This window comes from Allostella sp. (assembly GCF_041913585.1).
Taxonomy (GTDB): Bacteria; Pseudomonadota; Alphaproteobacteria; order ATCC43930; family Allostellaceae; genus Allostella.
This window is the reverse complement of the sequence record NZ_JAYSFE010000050.1, coordinates 1-16,480: the sequence shown is the minus strand read 5'-3', so window position 1 is coordinate 16,480 and position 16,480 is coordinate 1. Positions and strand designations below refer to the sequence as shown.

17 protein-coding genes are annotated in these 16,480 nt (G+C 72.5%); 7 read left to right on the top strand and 10 right to left on the bottom strand.

What is annotated here, in order from left to right:
• Positions 1 to 4: 4 nt before the first annotated feature.
• Together ACE3Q3_RS11595 and xseA are read right to left on the bottom strand one after the other, a co-directional pair.
• On the bottom strand, positions 5 to 769 hold the full coding sequence (locus ACE3Q3_RS11595) for an SDR family NAD(P)-dependent oxidoreductase (RefSeq protein WP_374446042.1): 765 nt from the start codon (positions 767 to 769) through the stop codon (positions 5 to 7).
• A complete protein-coding gene (gene xseA / locus ACE3Q3_RS11590) occupies positions 766 to 2,292 on the bottom strand; it encodes an exodeoxyribonuclease VII large subunit (RefSeq protein ID WP_374446040.1) in 1,527 nt (508 codons plus the stop codon). Before xseA ends, ACE3Q3_RS11595 begins: the two co-directional genes overlap by 4 nt.
• A 73-nt stretch (positions 2,293 to 2,365) precedes the next feature.
• On the opposite strand from xseA, the gene purD reads away from it, so the two are divergent.
• A complete protein-coding gene (gene purD, locus ACE3Q3_RS11585) occupies positions 2,366 to 3,649 on the top strand; it encodes a phosphoribosylamine--glycine ligase (protein WP_374446037.1) in 1,284 nt (427 codons plus the stop codon).
• On the opposite strand, the gene ACE3Q3_RS11580 is transcribed toward purD, so the two are convergent.
• Positions 3,646 to 4,638, bottom strand: a complete 993-nt coding sequence (locus ACE3Q3_RS11580) for a 2-hydroxyacid dehydrogenase (RefSeq protein WP_374446034.1) — start codon at positions 4,636 to 4,638, stop codon at positions 3,646 to 3,648. The two genes, purD and ACE3Q3_RS11580, sit on opposite strands and share 4 nt — an antisense overlap.
• 130 nt (positions 4,639 to 4,768) lie before the next feature.
• Between ACE3Q3_RS11580 and ACE3Q3_RS11575 the strand changes: the two genes are divergently transcribed.
• On the top strand, positions 4,769 to 5,296 hold the full coding sequence (locus ACE3Q3_RS11575) for an SH3 domain-containing protein (RefSeq protein ID WP_374446032.1): 528 nt from the start codon (positions 4,769 to 4,771) through the stop codon (positions 5,294 to 5,296).
• 25 nt (positions 5,297 to 5,321) lie between these two features.
• On the opposite strand, the gene ACE3Q3_RS11570 is transcribed toward ACE3Q3_RS11575, so the two are convergent.
• On the bottom strand, positions 5,322 to 6,191 hold the full coding sequence (locus tag ACE3Q3_RS11570; RefSeq protein WP_374446030.1) for a LysR substrate-binding domain-containing protein: 870 nt from the start codon (positions 6,189 to 6,191) through the stop codon (positions 5,322 to 5,324).
• A 93-nt stretch (positions 6,192 to 6,284) separates the two neighbouring features.
• Here ACE3Q3_RS11570 and psrA point away from each other — a divergent pair, with 93 nt between their 5' ends.
• From psrA to phnE, 4 genes are all read left to right on the top strand, one after another.
• Positions 6,285 to 7,373 carry an iron-containing alcohol dehydrogenase PsrA gene (gene psrA / locus ACE3Q3_RS11565; RefSeq protein WP_374446027.1) on the top strand — a complete coding sequence of 363 codons (1,089 nt, stop codon included), beginning with the start codon at positions 6,285 to 6,287 and terminating at the stop codon, positions 7,371 to 7,373.
• Positions 7,374 to 7,458: 85 nt separating this feature from the next.
• Positions 7,459 to 8,343, top strand: coding sequence for a phosphate/phosphite/phosphonate ABC transporter substrate-binding protein (locus tag ACE3Q3_RS11560; RefSeq protein ID WP_374446024.1), 885 nt, complete (start codon positions 7,459 to 7,461; stop codon positions 8,341 to 8,343).
• Between the two features lie 63 nt (positions 8,344 to 8,406).
• Entirely contained in the window at positions 8,407 to 9,216 is an 810-nt protein-coding gene (phnC, locus tag ACE3Q3_RS11555) for a phosphonate ABC transporter ATP-binding protein (protein ID WP_374446021.1), read from the top strand.
• A gap of 36 nt (positions 9,217 to 9,252) precedes the next feature.
• Positions 9,253 to 10,056 (top strand): phosphonate ABC transporter, permease protein PhnE, encoded by an 804-nt coding sequence (gene phnE, locus ACE3Q3_RS11550; protein WP_374446018.1) that lies wholly within the window; start codon positions 9,253 to 9,255, stop codon positions 10,054 to 10,056.
• Positions 10,057 to 10,071: 15 nt separating this feature from the next.
• Here the strand turns inward: phnE and ACE3Q3_RS11545 are convergent, their stop codons facing one another.
• Complete coding sequence (locus ACE3Q3_RS11545; RefSeq protein WP_374446015.1) at positions 10,072 to 10,710, bottom strand: TetR/AcrR family transcriptional regulator; 639 nt, start codon at positions 10,708 to 10,710, stop codon at positions 10,072 to 10,074.
• Between the two features lie 96 nt (positions 10,711 to 10,806).
• Between ACE3Q3_RS11545 and ACE3Q3_RS11540 the strand changes: the two genes are divergently transcribed.
• Positions 10,807 to 12,234 (top strand): carotenoid oxygenase family protein, encoded by a 1,428-nt coding sequence (locus ACE3Q3_RS11540; protein WP_374446013.1) that lies wholly within the window; start codon positions 10,807 to 10,809, stop codon positions 12,232 to 12,234.
• A gap of 27 nt (positions 12,235 to 12,261) precedes the next feature.
• Here ACE3Q3_RS11540 and ACE3Q3_RS11535 read toward each other — a convergent pair whose 3' ends face one another.
• The 5 genes from ACE3Q3_RS11535 to ACE3Q3_RS11515 form a co-directional block, all read right to left on the bottom strand.
• Positions 12,262 to 12,858, bottom strand: a complete 597-nt coding sequence (locus ACE3Q3_RS11535; RefSeq protein ID WP_374446011.1) for a DUF3501 family protein — start codon at positions 12,856 to 12,858, stop codon at positions 12,262 to 12,264.
• Positions 12,859 to 12,876: 18 nt separating this feature from the next.
• Positions 12,877 to 14,223 carry a heterodisulfide reductase-related iron-sulfur binding cluster gene (locus tag ACE3Q3_RS11530; protein WP_374446009.1) on the bottom strand — a complete coding sequence of 449 codons (1,347 nt, stop codon included), beginning with the start codon at positions 14,221 to 14,223 and terminating at the stop codon, positions 12,877 to 12,879.
• A 138-nt stretch (positions 14,224 to 14,361) separates the two neighbouring features.
• Positions 14,362 to 14,784, bottom strand: coding sequence for a rubrerythrin family protein (locus tag ACE3Q3_RS11525; RefSeq protein WP_374446007.1), 423 nt, complete (start codon positions 14,782 to 14,784; stop codon positions 14,362 to 14,364).
• 138 nt (positions 14,785 to 14,922) lie between these two features.
• Complete coding sequence (irrA, locus tag ACE3Q3_RS11520) at positions 14,923 to 15,354, bottom strand: iron response transcriptional regulator IrrA (protein WP_374446004.1); 432 nt, start codon at positions 15,352 to 15,354, stop codon at positions 14,923 to 14,925.
• Positions 15,355 to 15,410: 56 nt separating this feature from the next.
• The coding region (locus ACE3Q3_RS11515) for an NAD(P)H-dependent flavin oxidoreductase (RefSeq protein ID WP_374446002.1) at positions 15,411 to 16,480 on the bottom strand (1,070 nt) is incomplete at its 5' end.

The following is a 16,480-nucleotide window of genomic DNA, read 5'->3' as shown; positions in this document are numbered from 1 at the left end:
ACGGTCAGGGGCGGCGGGGGATCCAGTTGACCAGCGACAGCCCGCCGTCGACGACCACGGTCGTCCCGGTGACGTAGGCGGAGAAACGGTCGCTGAGCAGAACCGCCGCCATGCCCGCCACGTCGTCCCCGGTGCCGGCCCGGCCGAGCGGGATGCGGGGGGCCGGCGGCCCCCGATCGTCGGGCACATAGCCGGGCGCCAGGGCGTTGACGCGGATGCCGGACGGGCCCAGTTCGCGGGCCAGTTCCTTGGTCAGCATCGTCATCGCCGCCTTGGTGGCGCTGTAGTGCGCATGCGTCCTGGGCGTCTCGGCATGGAGGGAGGTGAGCAGCAGGAAGCGCCCGCGCCGCCCGGCCCGCCGCATCGCCGGCACGAAGTGCCGCACCATGCGGCGGGCCGCGCCGACACCGACCTCGATCATCTGGTCCCACTCGGCGTCGCCGGTCGCCCAGTCGGGCCCGCCGGACGGCAGCGTCGGGCAGGCCGCATGGACCACCATGTCGGGCGCGCCTTGGCGCGCCAGGTGGGCCGTGCAGAAGGCGTCGAGCGCCGCGCGGTCGGAGAGATCGACCGCAGCGGCCACGGCGCGCCCGCCCTGGTCCGCGATCCGGCCGGCGAGCGCGTCGGCGCCGGGGCCGTCGCGGTCGACGAGATGGACGGTCGCCCCCTCGGCGGCGAGGTGCCGGGCGATCGCCTGCCCGATCCGTCCGGCGGCGCCGGTGACGATCGCCGCCTCGCCCCGGAAGAGGCCGAGCGGCGCCGCGCTCACAGCAGCGTGCCCTGGACCGGGGCCGGCGGCCGCGGCGCGCCGTCGCGATCCGCCTGGACGCCGAGTTCGCCGTCGGCGAAGCGCAGCGACAGCCGCTGGCCGGCGCGGGCGTCGGCGCGGCGCGTCACCGGATGGCCGCCCTGGTCGCGCACCAGCACGAAGCCGCGCTCCAGCACCCGCTCGTAGGACAGGCCGTCGAGCATCTGGCCGCGCAGGGCCAGGATCTCGCCGGCGCGGGCGAGGCGGGTGCGCGCCGCCGCCACCAGGCGCCCGCCCTCGCCGGCCGCGTCGCGGGCGCCGCGCTGGATGGCCAGCCGCAAGGCGCGGTCGTCGAGCCGGGCCGCGGCGCGATCGAGGGCGCGGGCCTCGCGCGCCATCGCCTCGGCGGCCGCCCGCTCCAGCCGCTCGGCGAGATGGCCCGTGCGCGTCGCCGCCTCGCGCACCACCTCGCGCGGGTGGCGCAGGCGGCCGGCCGCGCCGTCGAGGCGGGCGGCGCGATCCGGCACCAGCTTCGCCGCGGCGTTCGCCAGGCGTTCGGTGCGGTCGTCGAGGAACTGTGCCTTGGTGCCGAGCAGCGACACCGGGTCGGGCAGGCCGCGGGCGAGGCCGTCGATCTCCGCCCGCGCGTGGCGCAGGCGTGCCGCGAGCGCCGCCCAGGCCCGCGCCCCGGCCTCGGCCGTACGCTGGATCAGGTCGGCCCGCACCGGCACGGCCAGTTCGGCGGCCGCCGTCGGCGTCGGCGCCCGGACGTCGGCCGCGAAGTCGATCAGCGTCGTGTCGGTCTCGTGGCCGACGGCGGAGACGACGGGGATGGTGCAGTCGGCCACCGCGCGGACCACGACCTCCTCGTTGAAGGCCCAGAGATCCTCCAGGCTGCCGCCGCCGCGGGCGACGATCAGGAGGTCGGGGCGCGGTACCGGCCCGTCCGCCGGCAGCGCGTCGAAGCCCCGGATCGCCGCCGCCACCTGGGCTGCCGCACCCTCGCCCTGGACGGCGACCGGCCACACCAGGACGTGGCGCGGGAAGCGGTCGGCCAGGCGATGCAGGATGTCGCGGATGACGGCCCCGGTCGGCGAGGTGACGACGCCGATGACGCGCGGCAGGTAGGGCAGGCGCTGCTTGCGCTCGGGCTCGAACAGGCCCTCGGCGAGGAGATTGCGGCGCCGATCCTCGAGCAGCTTGAGCAGCGCTCCCTCGCCCGCCAGTTCCATCTGCTCGACGACGATCTGGTACTTCGAGCGGCCGGGGTAGGTGGTCAGGCGGCCGGTGGCCACGACCTCCATCCCGTCCTCCGGCCGGATGCCGAGACGGGCCGCCTGGCCGCGCCAGCACACGGCGTCGAGGACGGCATCCGCATCCTTCAGGGCGAAATAGAGATGGCCCGAGGAGTGCCGCTTGAAGCCGCTGATCTCGCCGCGCACCCGGACATGGCTGAACTGGTCCTCGATGCTGCGCTTCAGCCGCTGCGACAGCTCGCCGACCGAGAGTTCCGGGAGGTTGGTGCGCGGGGCGTTCTCGCTCATGCCCGCCATGCTATAGGAGCGCCCACCGGCCAGCCACACCCGGCGGCCGCCCCGTTGCTCTGCAAGAGGTCCCATGCGCCTTCTGGTCGTCGGCTCGGGCGGGCGCGAGCACGCGCTCTGCTGGGCCATCGCCGCCTCCCCGCTCTGCGACGCGCTCTTCTGCGCCCCCGGCAATGCCGGCATCGCCGGGGTCGCGACCTGCATTCCGGTCGACCTCTCCGACCTCGATGCCGTCGTCGCCATCGCCCGGCGCGAGGCGATCGACTTCGTCGTCGTCGGCCCCGAGGCGCCGCTGGTCGCCGGGCTCGTCGACCGGCTGGCGGCGGCCGGCATCAAGGCGTTCGGGCCGAGCCGGGCGGCGGCCGCGCTCGAAGGTTCCAAGGCCTTCATGAAGGATTTCTGCGCGCGCCACCGCATCCCGACCGCGGCCTATGCCCGCTTCGACGACCCCGAGGCCGCCCGCGCCTACGTCCGGGCCCAGGGGGCGCCGATCGTCGTCAAGACCGACGGGCTCGCCGCCGGCAAGGGCGTCACCGTCGCCCGCACCGTCGAAGAGGCGCTGGCGGCCGTCGATGCCGCCATGGTCGGCGGCGCCTTCGGCAGCGCCGGCCGCGAAATCGTCATCGAGGCCTTCCTCGACGGCGAGGAGGCGAGCTTCTTCGCCCTCGTCGACGGCCGCAACGTGCTGCCGTTCGGCGCCGCCCAGGACCACAAGGCGGTCGGCGACGGCGACACCGGACCGAACACCGGCGGCATGGGCGCCTATTCGCCGGCCCCCGTCGTCGACGCGGCCATGGAGCGGCGGATCATGGACGAGATCGTCCGCCCGACGGTCGCCGGCATGGCGGCCGAGGGTCGGCCGTTCCAGGGCGTGCTCTTCACCGGCGTCATGGTGACTGCGGACGGTCCGAAGCTGGTCGAGTTCAACGTCCGCTTCGGCGACCCGGAATGCCAGGTGCTGATGATGCGCCTGATGTCGGACATCGTGCCGGCGCTGCTCGCGTCGGCCGACGGCGTGCTCGACGGCTTCGACCTGCGCTGGTACCCCGAACCGGCGCTGACCGTCGTCATGGCGACCCGCGGCTATCCCGGCGACTATCCCAAGGGCACCCCGATCCGCGGCATCGAGCGGGCGGCCGCGATCGCGGGCGTCGAGGTCTTCCACGCGGCGACCCGGCGCGACGGCGACCGGCTCGTCTCCGACGGCGGCCGGGTGCTGGCGGTGACCGCGACCGGCGCCACCGTCGCCGAGGCGCAGGCCCGCGCCTATGCCGGGGTCGACGCCATCGACTGGCCGGACGGCTTCTGCCGCCGCGACATCGGCTGGCGCGCGGTGGCGCGGGAACGGAGTACCTAGAGCATCGCCTCGATCACCCGGTCCGGCGGCCGGTGGCCGTCGACGAAGGTCTTGACGTTGACGATCACCTTCTCGCCCATGGCGATGCGTCCCTCCAGCGTCGCCGAGCCCATGTGCGGCAAGAGGACGACGTTGTCGAGCCGCAGCAGGCGCGGGTTGACCGCCGGCTCGTGCTCGAAGACGTCGAGCCCGGCGCCGGCGATCTCGCGCGCCGCCAGCATCCGCGCCAGCGCCGCCTCGTCGATGACCTCGCCGCGCGCGGTGTTGACGAGAAAGGCGTGCGGCTGGATCAGCTTGAGGCGGCGCGCCGACAGCAGGTGGTAGGTCGCGGGCGTGTGCGGGCAGTTGACCGACAGCACGTCCATGCGCGCCAGCATCTGGTCGAGGCTCTCCCACCACGTCGCTTCCAGCTCGGCCTCGATGTCGGGATGGAGGCGCCGGCGATTGTGGTAGTGGATCGACATGCCGAAGCCGCGGGCGCGGCGCGCCAGCGCCTGGCCGATCCGGCCCATGCCGACGATGCCGAGCCGGCGGCCGCCGAGACGGCGGCCCAGCATGAAGGTCGGCCCCCAGCCCCGCCACTTGCCCGAGCGCACGATCCGCTCGCCCTCGGTCAGCCGCCGGGCCACCGCCAGGATCAGCGCCATCGCCATGTCGGCGGTGTCCTCGGTCAGGACACCCGGCGTGTTGGTGACGGTGATGCCGCGGGCGCGCGCCGCCTGCAGGTCGATATGGTCGACGCCGGTGCCGAACGACGCGATCAGCCGCAGGTTCGGCCCGGCCGCGGCGAGCACCGCGGCATCGATGCGGTCCGTCACCGTCGGCACCAGGACATCGGCATGGGCGACGGCGGCGACCAGCGCCGCCTCGTCCATCGGCTGGTCGTCGACGTTGAGGCGGGCGTCGAACAGTTCCATCATCCGCGTCTCGACCGTGTCCGGCAGCTTGCGGGTGACGACGACGACGGGCTTCCTGGCGCGGGCGGACATGGGCGGGCGCTCTCTTCCGGGTGCGGCGGGTCGCTTAGCAATGCAGGGCCGGGCCTGTCCAGTCGACGGGCGGGCGCGGCCGCGCGCACTCGCCTTGACCCGATTCGGTGGCGAAGGCTAACGCAGGTCGATGGCAGCCTTCGACCCGCGCACACCGCCCGACCCCGCCCGACGCCGGCTCGCGGCGGCGCTGGCGGCGCTGGCGCTGGTCGCGGCCGCCCCGCGGACCGCCGCCGCCGACGAGGACAAGCTGCCGGTCCCGCGCTTCGTGACGCTGCGCGCGGAGGAAGCCAACGCCCGCACCGGCCCCGGCACCCAGTATCCGATCGAGTGGCGCTTCATGCGCCGCGGCATGCCGGTGGAGATTACCGCCCAGTTCGGCCAATGGCGCAAGATCCGCGACTGGCAGGGAGCGGGGGGCTGGGTCCACCAGAGCCTCGTCTCGGGCCGGCGCGCCGTGGTGGTGACGGGGATCGCCCGCGTCCTGCGCCGCCGCGGCTCCGACGACGCCGCGGCGGTCGCCCAGGTCGAGCCCGGGGTGATCGGTCGCCTGCTCGAATGCGATCCGGGCTGGTGCCGGGTCGAGGTCCAGGGCTATCGCGGCTGGCTGAAGCGGACCGAGTTCTGGGGCGTCTATCCCGGCGAGAAGATCGAGTAGGCCGGGACCGGGCGGGAACGGCCGCTCACGCCGTCAGCATCCCGCGCACGGTGTCGAGGAAGGCCCGGATGACGCGGCCCTGCGCCCGCTCGCGCAGGATGACGACATGGGCCCAGGTGAAGATCTCCGCCCCCTCGACCGGCACCGCGCGCAGGACCGGGTCCGGCACGAACTCGGCCGCCGAGACGTAGCCGATGCCGAGGCCGTGGATCACCGCCTCGCGGATCGCCTCCCGGCTGCCGATCTCCATCACCGTCTCGGGCGCGACGCCGGCCGCGCGCATCGCCTCGTCGAAGGCGCGCCGGGTGGTCGACCCGCGCTCGCGCGCGATCATGCGCTGGCCATGGAGGTCGGCCGGCCGCAGGGCCGGACGGTCGGCCAGCGGATGGTCGGTGCGCAGGAACACGACCACCGGGTGGCGGCTGTAGGGCACCGTCCGCAGCGATGGATCGTCGTCGATATGGGCGAGCACCGCGACGTCGGTCCGGTACTCGCGCAGGTCGTGCAGCGCCTCGGCCGAGTTGCCGATGGCGACGGAGAGTTCGACGCCGGGATAGCGCCGGCGGAAGGCGGCCAGCATCGCGGTGACGTGGTAGGGCCCGACCGCCCCGACCCGCAGCACGCCCCGGCGCAGCTCGCGCGATTGCTGCAGGAACTCCAGCGCCTCGCGCTCCTCGGTGAACATGCGGGTGGTGATGGCGAGGAGGTCGCGGCCGGCCGGCGTCAGCTCGGCGCGCCGGTTGCGACGGTGGAACAGCAGCACGCCATACTCGTCCTCCAGCGCCGCGATCTGGGCGGTCAGGGTCGGCTGGCTGATCCGCATCTGCGTCGCCGCGGCGGTGAAGCCGCCCGCCGTCGCGACGGCGTGGAACGAGCGCAGGCTGGTGTATCGCATAGATAATTTCTATCGATCGGCCGCATAAAATCAATTGGCGCCGATCGACCCGATTGCGCGAGCCTTCGCGGCGGGGCGAGACCCGGAGGACGGATGGGCTGGAGCTACCACAACCCGGTTCGCGTGCAGTTCGGCGCCGGCGCCTTCGAGGGGGTGGCGGACGCCATCGCCGGGCGCCCCTGGTCGCTCGTCACCTACGGGATGGACCTCTTCCGCGAGCTCGGCCGGCGCATCGCGCGGCGGGCGGGCGAGCCGGTCGCGATCGTCGACGACGTCGCCGCCAACCCGGATTTCGCCGACCTCGACGGCATCTGCCGCCGTTTCGCCGCGGCCGGGCGGACCGGCGTCGTCGTCGCGCTCGGCGGCGGCTCGGTCATCGACGCGGCCAAGGTGCTGGCGGCGGCGGGCGGCGACTTCGCCCGGGTGCGCGACCATCTGGTCGCCGGCCGGCCGCTCGACCCGGCGCTGATCCTGCCCCTCGTCGCCGTGCCGACGACGGCCGGCACCGGCAGCGAGGTGACTTCGTGGGCGACCGTGTGGGATGCGGCCGGCGGGCGCAAGTACTCGATCGCCCATCCCCGCCTCTATCCCGAGACGGCGATCGTCGACCCGGCCCTGACCCTGGCGGCGCCGCGCGGTCTGACCCTGGCGACGGGGCTCGACGCGCTGTCGCACGCGCTCGAGAGCCTGTGGAACGTCAACGCCAACCCGGTGTCGGCACGCCACGCCGTCGCCGCCGCCGGCCTCGTGCTGGAGGTGCTGCCGCGCCTCGTCGAGCGGCTCGACGATCTCGACCTGCGCAGCCGCCAGGCGGAGGCGAGCCTGCTCGCCGGCCTCGCCTTCTCCAACACCAAGACGGCGCTGGCCCACAACATCTCCTACGACGTGACGCTGCGTCACGGCACCGCGCACGGCATCGCCTGCTCCTTCAGCCTGCCGCAGGTGATGCGCTGGGCGATCGGCCGCGACGCCGAATGCGACCGCCGGCTCGCCGCCATCTTCGGGCCCGACCTCGCCGCGGGCGCCGACCGGCTGCAGCGCTTCCTCGAGGATCTCGGCGTGCCGACCGATCCCGCCGCCCATGGCCTGGCGCCGGCGGAGTGGGTCGGCCTCGTCGACCGCGCCTTCGCCGGCGAACGCGGCCGCAACTTCATCGGGAGGCGGGACCTGGCCGCCGAATAGCGGCCCTTCCACCGACCCGAGAACCGTACCGCCCGCAAGTGGCGGACCCGCCGACACCGGCACCGAGAACGATGGGGAGCGAACCATGAAGACGACGCGCAGGGACTTCCTGCAGATGGGCGGCGCCCTGGCCGCCACCGCCCTGCTGCCGCTGGGCGCGGCCCCCGCGAGCGCCCAGTCGGGCGTGCTGCGGGTCGGCCTGATCCCGTCCGAGGATTCGCGGGCGATGCTGGAGGCGAGCAAGCAGCTGCTCGCCGCGCTCGAGAAGAACCTCGGCATGAAGGTGCAGGGCTTCGTCGCCAGCGACTACAACGGCGTCATCGAGGCGATGCGCGCCGGTCACGTCGAGGTCGCCTATCTCGGCCCCTTCTCCTACGTGCTCGGGACCACGATCGCGCCGATCGAGGCGTTCTGCACCGCCGAGACCGCCAAGGCGGGCCGCACCTACTACCACAGCCAGATCATCGCCCTGAAGGAGAGCGGCATCCGCTCGCTGGCCGACCTGCGCGGCCGCACCTTCGCCTTCGTCGATCCGTCCTCGACTTCGGGCCATCTCTTCCCCAAGGCCGGGCTGATCCGCGAGGGCATCGACCCCGAGAAGCATTTCGGGCGCGTCCTCTTCACCGGGTCGCACGACGCCAACGCGCTCGCCGTCGCCAACAAGCGGGTCGACGCCGCCACCATCGCCGACCGCATCTACGACGCCGCCGTCGCCAAGAAGCTGATCGATCCGGAGAAGGTCCAGGTCGTCTGGCGCTCCGGCCCGATCCCGGAATCGCCGACGGTCTGGCGCCGCAACCTGCCCGACGAACTGAAGCAGCGGGTGCGCAAGGCCTTCCTCGAGATCCGCGACATCACCTGGGCCGACCAGGGCAAGCTCAACCGCTTCGTCGAGACCAACGACGCCGCCTACGACGTGATCCGGGAGACGGCCAAGGTCCTGAACCTCGACCTCTCCAAGATGAAGTGACGGCGCGGGTGAAATGACGGGCGGGGCCGCCGGCCGGCCCCCTCCGCGCAGGAAGGACGTGCGATGATCGAGATCAAGGGACTGGCCAAGTCCTATGGCCAGCGCCGGGTCCTGAAGCAGGTCGACCTGTCGGTCCGGGCCGGCGAGTTCCTGGTCGTGCTGGGACCGAGCGGCGCCGGCAAATCGACCCTGCTGCGCTGCATCAACGGGCTGATTCCGCCCGAACAGGGCGAGGTCGCGATCGACGGCCGGACCGTGCGCACCCGCGACCTCGGCCGTCGCGAGGCGCGGCGGCCGACCGCGATGATCTTCCAGCACCACAACCTGGTGAAACGCCTCACCGTCCTGAAGAACGTGCTGGTCGGCCGCATGGCCGGCATGTCCTCGCTGCTGGCGCTGGCCCAGCTCTTTCCGGCCGCCGACGTCGAGCGGGCGCTCGCCTGCCTCAGGCAGGTCGAGCTCGAGCACAAGGCGCGGATGCGTGCCGATCAGCTCTCGGGCGGCGAGCAGCAGCGCGTCGGCATCGCCCGGGCGCTGGCCCAGGAACCGGCGGTGATCCTGGCCGACGAGCCGGTCGCCAGCCTCGACCCCAAGACCGCGCGCGTGGTCCTGGGCTACCTCAAGCGCATCTGCAAGGACGCCGGGATCGCGGTCATCTGCAACCTCCATCAGGTCGACTACGCGGTCGAGTTCGGCGAGCGCATCGTCGGCCTGTCGGACGGGGCCGTCGTCTTCGACGGCGCGCCCGATCGCCTGTCGTCGGAAATCGTCCACCGCATCTATCCCGGGCTCGAGGATCCGGGCATCGCCCGCGTGCTGCGCTTCCAGGGCGGCGGCGCGCCGCTCGCCGAGCGCGCCGTCGCCGGCGCCTGATCCCTTGCCCGGTCCCGCATGCTACGGAGCCTCGCCATGGCCGTCGCCCGCCACACCCTGCTGCTGAACCCGCCGCGCAGCCGTTTCGGCTGGGGCACCGCCTGGCTCTGGGGCATCGCCGGCGCCGTCTTCCTCGGCTGGTCGGCGGACGGCGCCCAGATCAGCGCCCACAACCTCGCGTCGGGGGTCCCCTACATGTGGGACTTCCTGACCCGCATGCTGCCGCCCAACTGGGCCTTCATCGAGCGCCTGTGGGGCCCGGCGCTGGAGAGCCTGCAGGTCGCGGTCTGGGGGACCATCCTGGGTGTCGCGCTGGCACTGCCGGTCTGCTTCTTCGCCGCCCGCAACCTGTCGCCGCACCCCCTGGTGTTCCAGGCGATGCGGCAGATCCTGAACGGGATGCGCGGCATCAACGAGATCATCCTGGCCTTGATCTTCGTCGCCGCGATCGGTCTCGGCCCGTTCGCCGGCGTGCTGGCGCTCGCCGTCCACGGCGCCGGGATGCTGGGCAAGTTCTTCGCTGAGGCGATCGAGGACATCGACGAGGGGCCGCTCGAGGCCTTCCGTTCGGCCGGCGTCGGGCGCTTCAAGACCATCCTCTTCGGCGTCCTGCCGCAGGTCATGCCGTCCTGGCTCGGCACCGTCTTCTACCGGCTCGAGACCAACGTCCGGCAGGCGACCGTGCTCGGCATGGTCGGTGCCGGCGGGATCGGCTTCGAACTCGTCTCCAGCATGAAGCTCTTCAAGTACCAGGACACCGCGATGTGCATCCTGGTGATCCTGGCGCTGGTGCTGCTGGCCGACCTCTTCTCCTCGCGCGTCCGCGCCATGATCCGCTGAGGGCCGGCCCGGCGGTCAGCGGGCGCGGTCGAGGACCGCCCGCAGCAGGTCCATCTCGTCGCCGCCGGGCGGCAGCCGCGCCAGCAGCGGCTTCAGCCGCCCGTCGAGCATCAGCATGGCAAAGCCGTGGACGATCGACCAAGCGGCGGCGATGTCGGCGACCTGGGCCGGGCTCGCGGCAGCCGCCGGCGCGGCCGGAACCCCCGCCGTGCCGGCCAGGACCTGGAAGGCCCCCTGCATCGCGTCCGCCAGCGACGGCCGCCGCGGATCGAGCCGCTCGCTGCGGAACATGAGCTGGAACAGGCCGGGATGGGCCCGCGCGAAGGCGACGTAGCCGTAGCCGATCGCGGCCTTGCGTTCGGCCGCCGTCTGGCCCGGCCGCGCGCGCGCCAGCAGTTCCTCGCGCAGCCGCTCGAAGCCCGAGGCGGCAAGCTCGCTGAGCAGGCCGGAGAGATCGCCGAAATGGTTCTTCGGCGCGGCATGGGAGACCCCGGCGTCGCGCGCCGCCGCGCGCAGGGTCAGGCCATGGACGCCGTCGCGCTCGAGGATCGCCTCCGCCGCCTCCAGCAGCGCCCGCCGGAGCGAGCCGTGATGATAGGCCCCGGGCGGCTTGCCGCGCCGCCCCGCGTCCTCCGCCTCCGCTCCGCCTGCCATGCCACCCCCATATTGACGATATAAATATCTACTTGACCCCGGATCGTGGGGAATCTAGTCATATTTACATCGTCAATTTTATATCCCGAGGCAAGCATGTTCGCGACCACGGACACCATGACGCGGCCCCCGGCCGGTTCCGGCGGCGCCCGGCTGGCCGGCAACTTCGCGCCGGTCGTGGTCGAGCGCGATCTCGCCGACCTGCCGGTGCTGGGCGAGCTGCCGCGCGAGCTCGACGGCACGCTCTTCCGCAACGGGCCCAACCCGCGCTTCCCGGCGGCCGACGCCCACTGGTTCGTCGGCGACGGCATGATCCACGCCTTCACGCTCGCGGACGGCCGGGCGAGCTATCGCAACCGCTGGGTCCGGACGCCGAAATGGCGCGCCGAGGACCGGGCCGGGCGGTCGCTCTTCTGCGGGTTCGGGCAACTCCGCCCGGGCCTGCCGGCCGGAGCCGGCGCCGATGGCGGCGTCGCCAACACCAACGTCCTCCGGCACGGCGGCCGCCTGCTGGCGCTGGAGGAAGGGCACCTGCCGATCGCACTCGACCCGGCGACGCTGGCGACCGGCGATTGCGAGGATTTCGGCGGCCGCGTCGAGGGACCGTTCACCGCCCATCCGCGCATCGATCCGGCGACGGGGGAACTGGTGTTCTTCGGGTACCATGCGGCCGGCCGCTTCTCCGCCACCATGAGCTGGGGCACCGTCGCCGCCGACGGCGCGGCGACCCGGTTCGAGCGCTTCGAGACGCCGTTCGCCAGCATGGTCCACGATTTCGCAGCGACGGCGAACCACGTCCTCGTCCCGGTCCTGCCGCTGACCGGCAGCCGCGAGCGCGCGATGAGCGGCCGCCCGGCCTATGCCTGGGAGCCCGAGCTCGCCAGCCATGTCGGGATCTTCCGACGTGACGCCGGCGCCGCCTCCCTCCGCTGGTTCCGGAGCGAGGCCTGCTACGTCTTCCACCTGATGAACGCCTGGGAGGAGGGCGACCGCATCCAGGCCGACGTCATGGAGATGGCGGCACCGCCCTTCCCGCGTCCCGACGGCCGCCCGGCCCGTACCGACGATCGCCGGGCGCGGCTCTGCCGCTGGACCTTCGACCTGTCGGCCGCGAGCGACCGGTTCGAGCGCCGGTTTCTCGACGATCTCGACGGCGAGTTCCCGCGCATCGACGACCGGCGTTCTGGCCTCGCCTACCGCCACGGCTGGTACGCCGCCGCCCGGCCGGACGCGCCCGACGGCACCTACGACACGATCGCGCACATGGATTTCGCGACCGGCCGCCGCACGACCTTCCTGCTGCCGGAGGGCGACGCCACGTCCGAGCCCGTGTTCGTGCCGCGCTCGCCCGCGGCCAGGGAGGGCGACGGCTGGCTGCTCGCGGTCGTCTGGCGCGCCGCCGAGGCACGCTCGGACCTGCTGGTGTTCGTGGCGACCGCGATCGACCGCGGCCCCGTCGCGACGGTCGCGCTGCCGGTGCGCGTGCCCTTCGGACTGCACGGCAACTGGGTTCCCGCCGGCTGAGGCCGGCGGGTCCCGGCCGCGCCGCCGCTACGGCGCGAAGTCCTGGGTCAGGGCGGCGCGCACGGCCTCCGGCATGACGGCGATGTGGCCGTATTCGGGATGGCGGAAGCCGGCCATGACCTCGGTGCCGGGCCGGGCGAAGGCCTCGACCTGGGCCGCGGTGAAGGGGAAATGCACGAACTGCACGGCCGACGCCTTGCCCTCGGCGGAGGTCCGGTCCTGGTCGGCCTCGGGCACGCCCGTCACCTCCTCGCCGGCGAAGCGCAGGAAGGCGGTCTCCTCGATGCCGCCGAGCCGCGCCAGGGCCCGGGCGCGGCGCACCGGGTCGTCGATCTCGATCATGATCGTCGCCACCAGTTCGCGCCCCTTCGGGATCAGGGGGTTGTAGGCGCGCAGTTCGTCCGGCACCTGCTCGTCACCGCCCTTCTCGATGAACAGCATCTCGTGCACTTGGTGCCACATCGTCTCGTAGCTCTCGAAGTGCCAGGTGGTGAAGGGCCCGACGGCGAGCCGTCGCAGGCGCTTGACCGTCGTCACGTGCTTGCGGTGCTCGCGCCGGACCCGGGCGTACTCGCCGGGCGGCAGGATGTCGGACGGCGTGATCTCGCGCTTGGCCATGGTCATGGGAGGATTCCGGACGGTTCAGGCGAGGCCGTAGGCGCGCGCCATGAGGACGATCGGGTGGGGCACCAGCTCGATTTCCGGCTGCTCGCCCTCCAGCCGCTCGATCCCCTGCTTGAGGTGGACCCCGGCCAGCGGGCACTCGGAGGCGAGGAAGGCCTTGCCGGACTTGGCCGCCTGGCGGGCGGCGGGCTTGCCGACCTTGAGGGCGGTCTCGAAATTGCCCTTCATCACCCCCCACGAGCCGCCATGGCCCGAGCAGCGCTCGATGACGGAGACGGCGGTGCCGGGGACGAGGCGCAGCATCTCGGCCGCCTTCGCCCCCATGTTCTGGGCACGCGCGTGGCAGGCGAGATGCACGGCGACGCCGCCGGGCAGCGTCTGCATCCCCGGCGCCAGCCCTTCCTTCCGGGCGATGTCGACGACGTATTCCGAGAGGTCGAAGGTCGCGTCCGCCAGCCGGCGGACGGCGGGATCGTCCGGCAGGATCAGCGGCCACTCGAACTTCAGCATCAGGGCACAGGACGGCGTCAGCGCGACGATGTCGTGGCCCTGGTCGATCCAGCGCCCGAGTTCGGCCGCCACGGTGCGGGCGCTCCGCGCGACGCGGGCGATGTCGCCATGCTCGAGCTGCGGCATGCCGCAGCAGGCGGGATAGACCACCTCGGTCGCGACGCCGTTGCGCGCCAGGACGGCGCGCGCCGCCTCGCCGATGGCGGGATTGTTGTAGTTGACGAAACAGGTCGCATAGAGCGCCGCCTTGCGGCCGAAGGCGGGCGCCGTGCGATCGACCTCGGGCGCGGCGGCGCGGGCGCGGGCGACGAAGCTGCGGCCGTGGAACTGCGGCAGTTCGGCCTCGCGGTCGACGCCGGCGGCCTTTTCCAGGAGCGGCCGGGTCAGGCCGTTGCCGGTCTTCGACGCCCAGTTGGCGATCGGCGCCACCATTCCCGCGAGCCTGCCGTTGCGGTCGGTCTCGGTGAGCTGGCGGGCGGCGAAGCCGGGACCTCCGGTCCCCGCCTTCCGCTCGGCCATGCGGTAGCGCAGCATCAGGTGCGGGAAGTCGAGGTTGAACGCGTGCGGCGGGACGTAGGGGCACTTCGTCAGGAAGCACATGTCGCAGAGCGTGCAGGCGTCGACGACGGGCTTGAAGTCCGCGCTCTTGACCTCGTCCAGTTCGCCGGTCGGCGAGGCGTCGACGAGGTCGAAGAGGCGGGGAAAGCTGTCGCACAGGTTGAAGCAGCGGCGGCAGCCATGACAGATGTCGAAGACCCGGCGCAGTTCCGCATCCAGCTTCTCCGGATCGGTGAAGTCGGGATCGTTCCAATCCAGCGGATGGCGCACCGGCGCCTCCAGGCTGCCCTCGCGCATCTTCGTCCCTCCCCCTTCGCGCGGGCCACGCCGGGCGGCCCTGCTGCCCCATCCTTCGGGGTCGACGGGGGACCCCGACCGGGTCCCCCGTGCCCTTCCTGCGTCCGGCGGTGCCGGCCCGAGGCCGGCCCCGGCCGATCAGGCGCCGAGGGTGTCGAGCGCCTTCTGGAAGCGGCCGGCGTGCGACTTCTCGGCCTTCGCCAGCGTCTCGAACCAGTCGGCGATCTCGTCGAAGCCCTCCTCGCGGGCCGAGCGCGCCATGCCGGGGTACATGTCGGTGTATTCGTGGGTCTCGCCGGCGATGGAGGCACGCAGATTGTCGGCGGTGGCGCCGATCGGATGGCCGGTCGCCGGGTCGCCGACCTCCTCCAGGAACTCGAGATGGCCGTGGGCGTGGCCGGTCTCACCCTCGGCGGTGGAGCGGAACACGGCGGCGACATCGTTGTAGCCCTCCACGTCCGCCTTCTGGGCGAAGTAGAGATAGCGGCGGTTGGCCTGGGACTCGCCGGCGAAGGCGGCCTTCAGGTTCTCTTCGGTCTTGGATCCCTTGAGCGAGGGCATGGTCGTCCTCCTGATTCCCGAACGATCGCTGGTGGGAACCGGAACGATCCCCACGCCTTAGGGATATGGCAGAAGTACGGGCCCGTTCAAGCTGTCTGGAACGATTCCAAACAGAATCCAAGTCATTGAGAATGCGTCTTATTTGGACTTGGCAGAGGCGCGCAGGATGACGTCGACCCGGCGAAGCTCGACGCCCGGCGGCAGGTCCGGCAGGCCGCGGACCTCGACCTGGGCGGCGGGAACGTCGACCAGCCGGCCGTTCTCCTCGAAGAAGAGATGGTGGTGGTCGGTGACGTTGGTGTCGAAATAGGAGCGCCCCGCCTCGACCACGACCTCGCGGATCAGGCCGGCGCGGGTGAACTGGTGGAGCGTGTTGTAGACGGTGGCGAGGGAGACGCGGACGCCGCTTTCCGCCGCCTCGCCATGCACCTGCTCGGCGGTGACGTGGCGGTCGCCGCGCTCGAGCAGCAGTCGCGCCAGCGCCAGCCGCTGGCGGGTCGGCCGCAGGTCGGCGGCGCGCAGGCGCTCCAGGGCGGCGGCAAAGGGGCGGTTCTGGCTCACGCTTCGCATATAAGCCCGGCCGTCACGAATGTGAAGCCTGTCGCCGCCGGGGTGGGAGGAGGCGCTCAGTCGCCGGTGCGGATGCGGTCGACCAGCTGCCGCACCGTCGGCACGAAGCCGTCGCGGTAGAACGGGTCCTGCGCGAAGCGATAGGCGTTGTGGCCGGCGAACATGAGCTGCTGGTCGACGTCGTCGGAGTGGCTGATCGCCTGCAGCGTCTTCTGGATGCAGAAGGACCGCGGGTCGGCCTTCTTGCCGGTGGTGCCGGCCTCGTTCTGGGCCCAGTTGGAGAAGGCGCAGGCCGACAGGCAGCCCATGCACTCGATCTGGTCGGTGCGGATCTGCTCGGCCGCGGCGGGCGTGACGAAGATCAGCGTCGAATCGGGGGTCCGGAGCGCCTCGGTGAAACCCTGGGCGACCCAGGCCTCGGCATGGTCGCGATCGGAATGGGTGAGGTAGACGATGCGGCCGCGGGCGCCGGTGGCGAAGGGGGTGTCGTGCTCGCCGACCGGCTCGCTGGTGTAGGCGACCTGACGGTCGCTGCGCCCCTTGAGCTCGGCCAGGAACGGGTTGCGCACGGCCGAGGAATAGAAGCCCGTCGGCGAGAAGCGGTTGAGGTAGACGTCGCCCTCCTCGAGCGTGACCAGCTTGCGCTTCCAGGCGTCCGAGATCGGGCTCTCCTGGGTCAGCAGCGGCCGGGTGCCGAACTGGAAGGCGACCGGCCCGACCTCGGGATTGCCGAGCCAATGCTCCCACTCCCGCAGGTACCAGACGCCGCCGGCCATGAAGATCGGGACATGGGTGAGGCCGTACTCGGTCATCGTCCGCCGCAGGTCGACGACGCGCGGGTAGGGCGATTCCGGATGCTCGGGATCCTCGCTGTTGGACAGGCCGTTGTGGCCGCCGGCGAGCCAGGGATCCTCGTAGACGACGCCGCCCAGCCATTCCGAGAAGCGGTGGTAGGCGCGCTTCCACAGGGCGCGGAAGGCGCGGGCCGAGGACACGATCGGGTAGTAGTGGACGCCGTAGCGGGCGCAGATCTCGGCAATCTTGTAGGGCATGCCGGCGCCGCAGGTGACCCCGTGGATGAGGCCCTTCGCCCCCTCCAGGACGCCGTGCAGCACCCGCTCCGACC

What these genes read in the sequence shown, in the direction of transcription:
- xseA (WP_374446040.1), bottom strand. Translation starts at nt 2,292, where the DNA reads ATGAGCGAGAACGCCCCGCGCACCAACCTCCCGGAACTCTCGGTCGGC.
- purD (WP_374446037.1), top strand. Translation starts at nt 2,366, where the DNA reads ATGCGCCTTCTGGTCGTCGGCTCGGGCGGGCGCGAGCACGCGCTCTGC.
- ACE3Q3_RS11580 (WP_374446034.1), bottom strand. Translation starts at nt 4,638, where the DNA reads ATGTCCGCCCGCGCCAGGAAGCCCGTCGTCGTCGTCACCCGCAAGCTG.
- ACE3Q3_RS11575 (WP_374446032.1), top strand. Translation starts at nt 4,769, where the DNA reads ATGGCAGCCTTCGACCCGCGCACACCGCCCGACCCCGCCCGACGCCGG.
- ACE3Q3_RS11570 (WP_374446030.1), bottom strand. Translation starts at nt 6,191, where the DNA reads ATGCGATACACCAGCCTGCGCTCGTTCCACGCCGTCGCGACGGCGGGC.
- psrA (WP_374446027.1), top strand. Translation starts at nt 6,285, where the DNA reads ATGGGCTGGAGCTACCACAACCCGGTTCGCGTGCAGTTCGGCGCCGGC.
- ACE3Q3_RS11560 (WP_374446024.1), top strand. Translation starts at nt 7,459, where the DNA reads ATGAAGACGACGCGCAGGGACTTCCTGCAGATGGGCGGCGCCCTGGCC.
- phnC (WP_374446021.1), top strand. Translation starts at nt 8,407, where the DNA reads ATGATCGAGATCAAGGGACTGGCCAAGTCCTATGGCCAGCGCCGGGTC.
- phnE (WP_374446018.1), top strand. Translation starts at nt 9,253, where the DNA reads ATGGCCGTCGCCCGCCACACCCTGCTGCTGAACCCGCCGCGCAGCCGT.
- ACE3Q3_RS11545 (WP_374446015.1), bottom strand. Translation starts at nt 10,710, where the DNA reads ATGGCAGGCGGAGCGGAGGCGGAGGACGCGGGGCGGCGCGGCAAGCCG.
- ACE3Q3_RS11540 (WP_374446013.1), top strand. Translation starts at nt 10,807, where the DNA reads ATGTTCGCGACCACGGACACCATGACGCGGCCCCCGGCCGGTTCCGGC.
- ACE3Q3_RS11535 (WP_374446011.1), bottom strand. Translation starts at nt 12,858, where the DNA reads ATGACCATGGCCAAGCGCGAGATCACGCCGTCCGACATCCTGCCGCCC.
- ACE3Q3_RS11530 (WP_374446009.1), bottom strand. Translation starts at nt 14,223, where the DNA reads ATGCGCGAGGGCAGCCTGGAGGCGCCGGTGCGCCATCCGCTGGATTGG.
- ACE3Q3_RS11525 (WP_374446007.1), bottom strand. Translation starts at nt 14,784, where the DNA reads ATGCCCTCGCTCAAGGGATCCAAGACCGAAGAGAACCTGAAGGCCGCC.
- irrA (WP_374446004.1), bottom strand. Translation starts at nt 15,354, where the DNA reads ATGCGAAGCGTGAGCCAGAACCGCCCCTTTGCCGCCGCCCTGGAGCGC.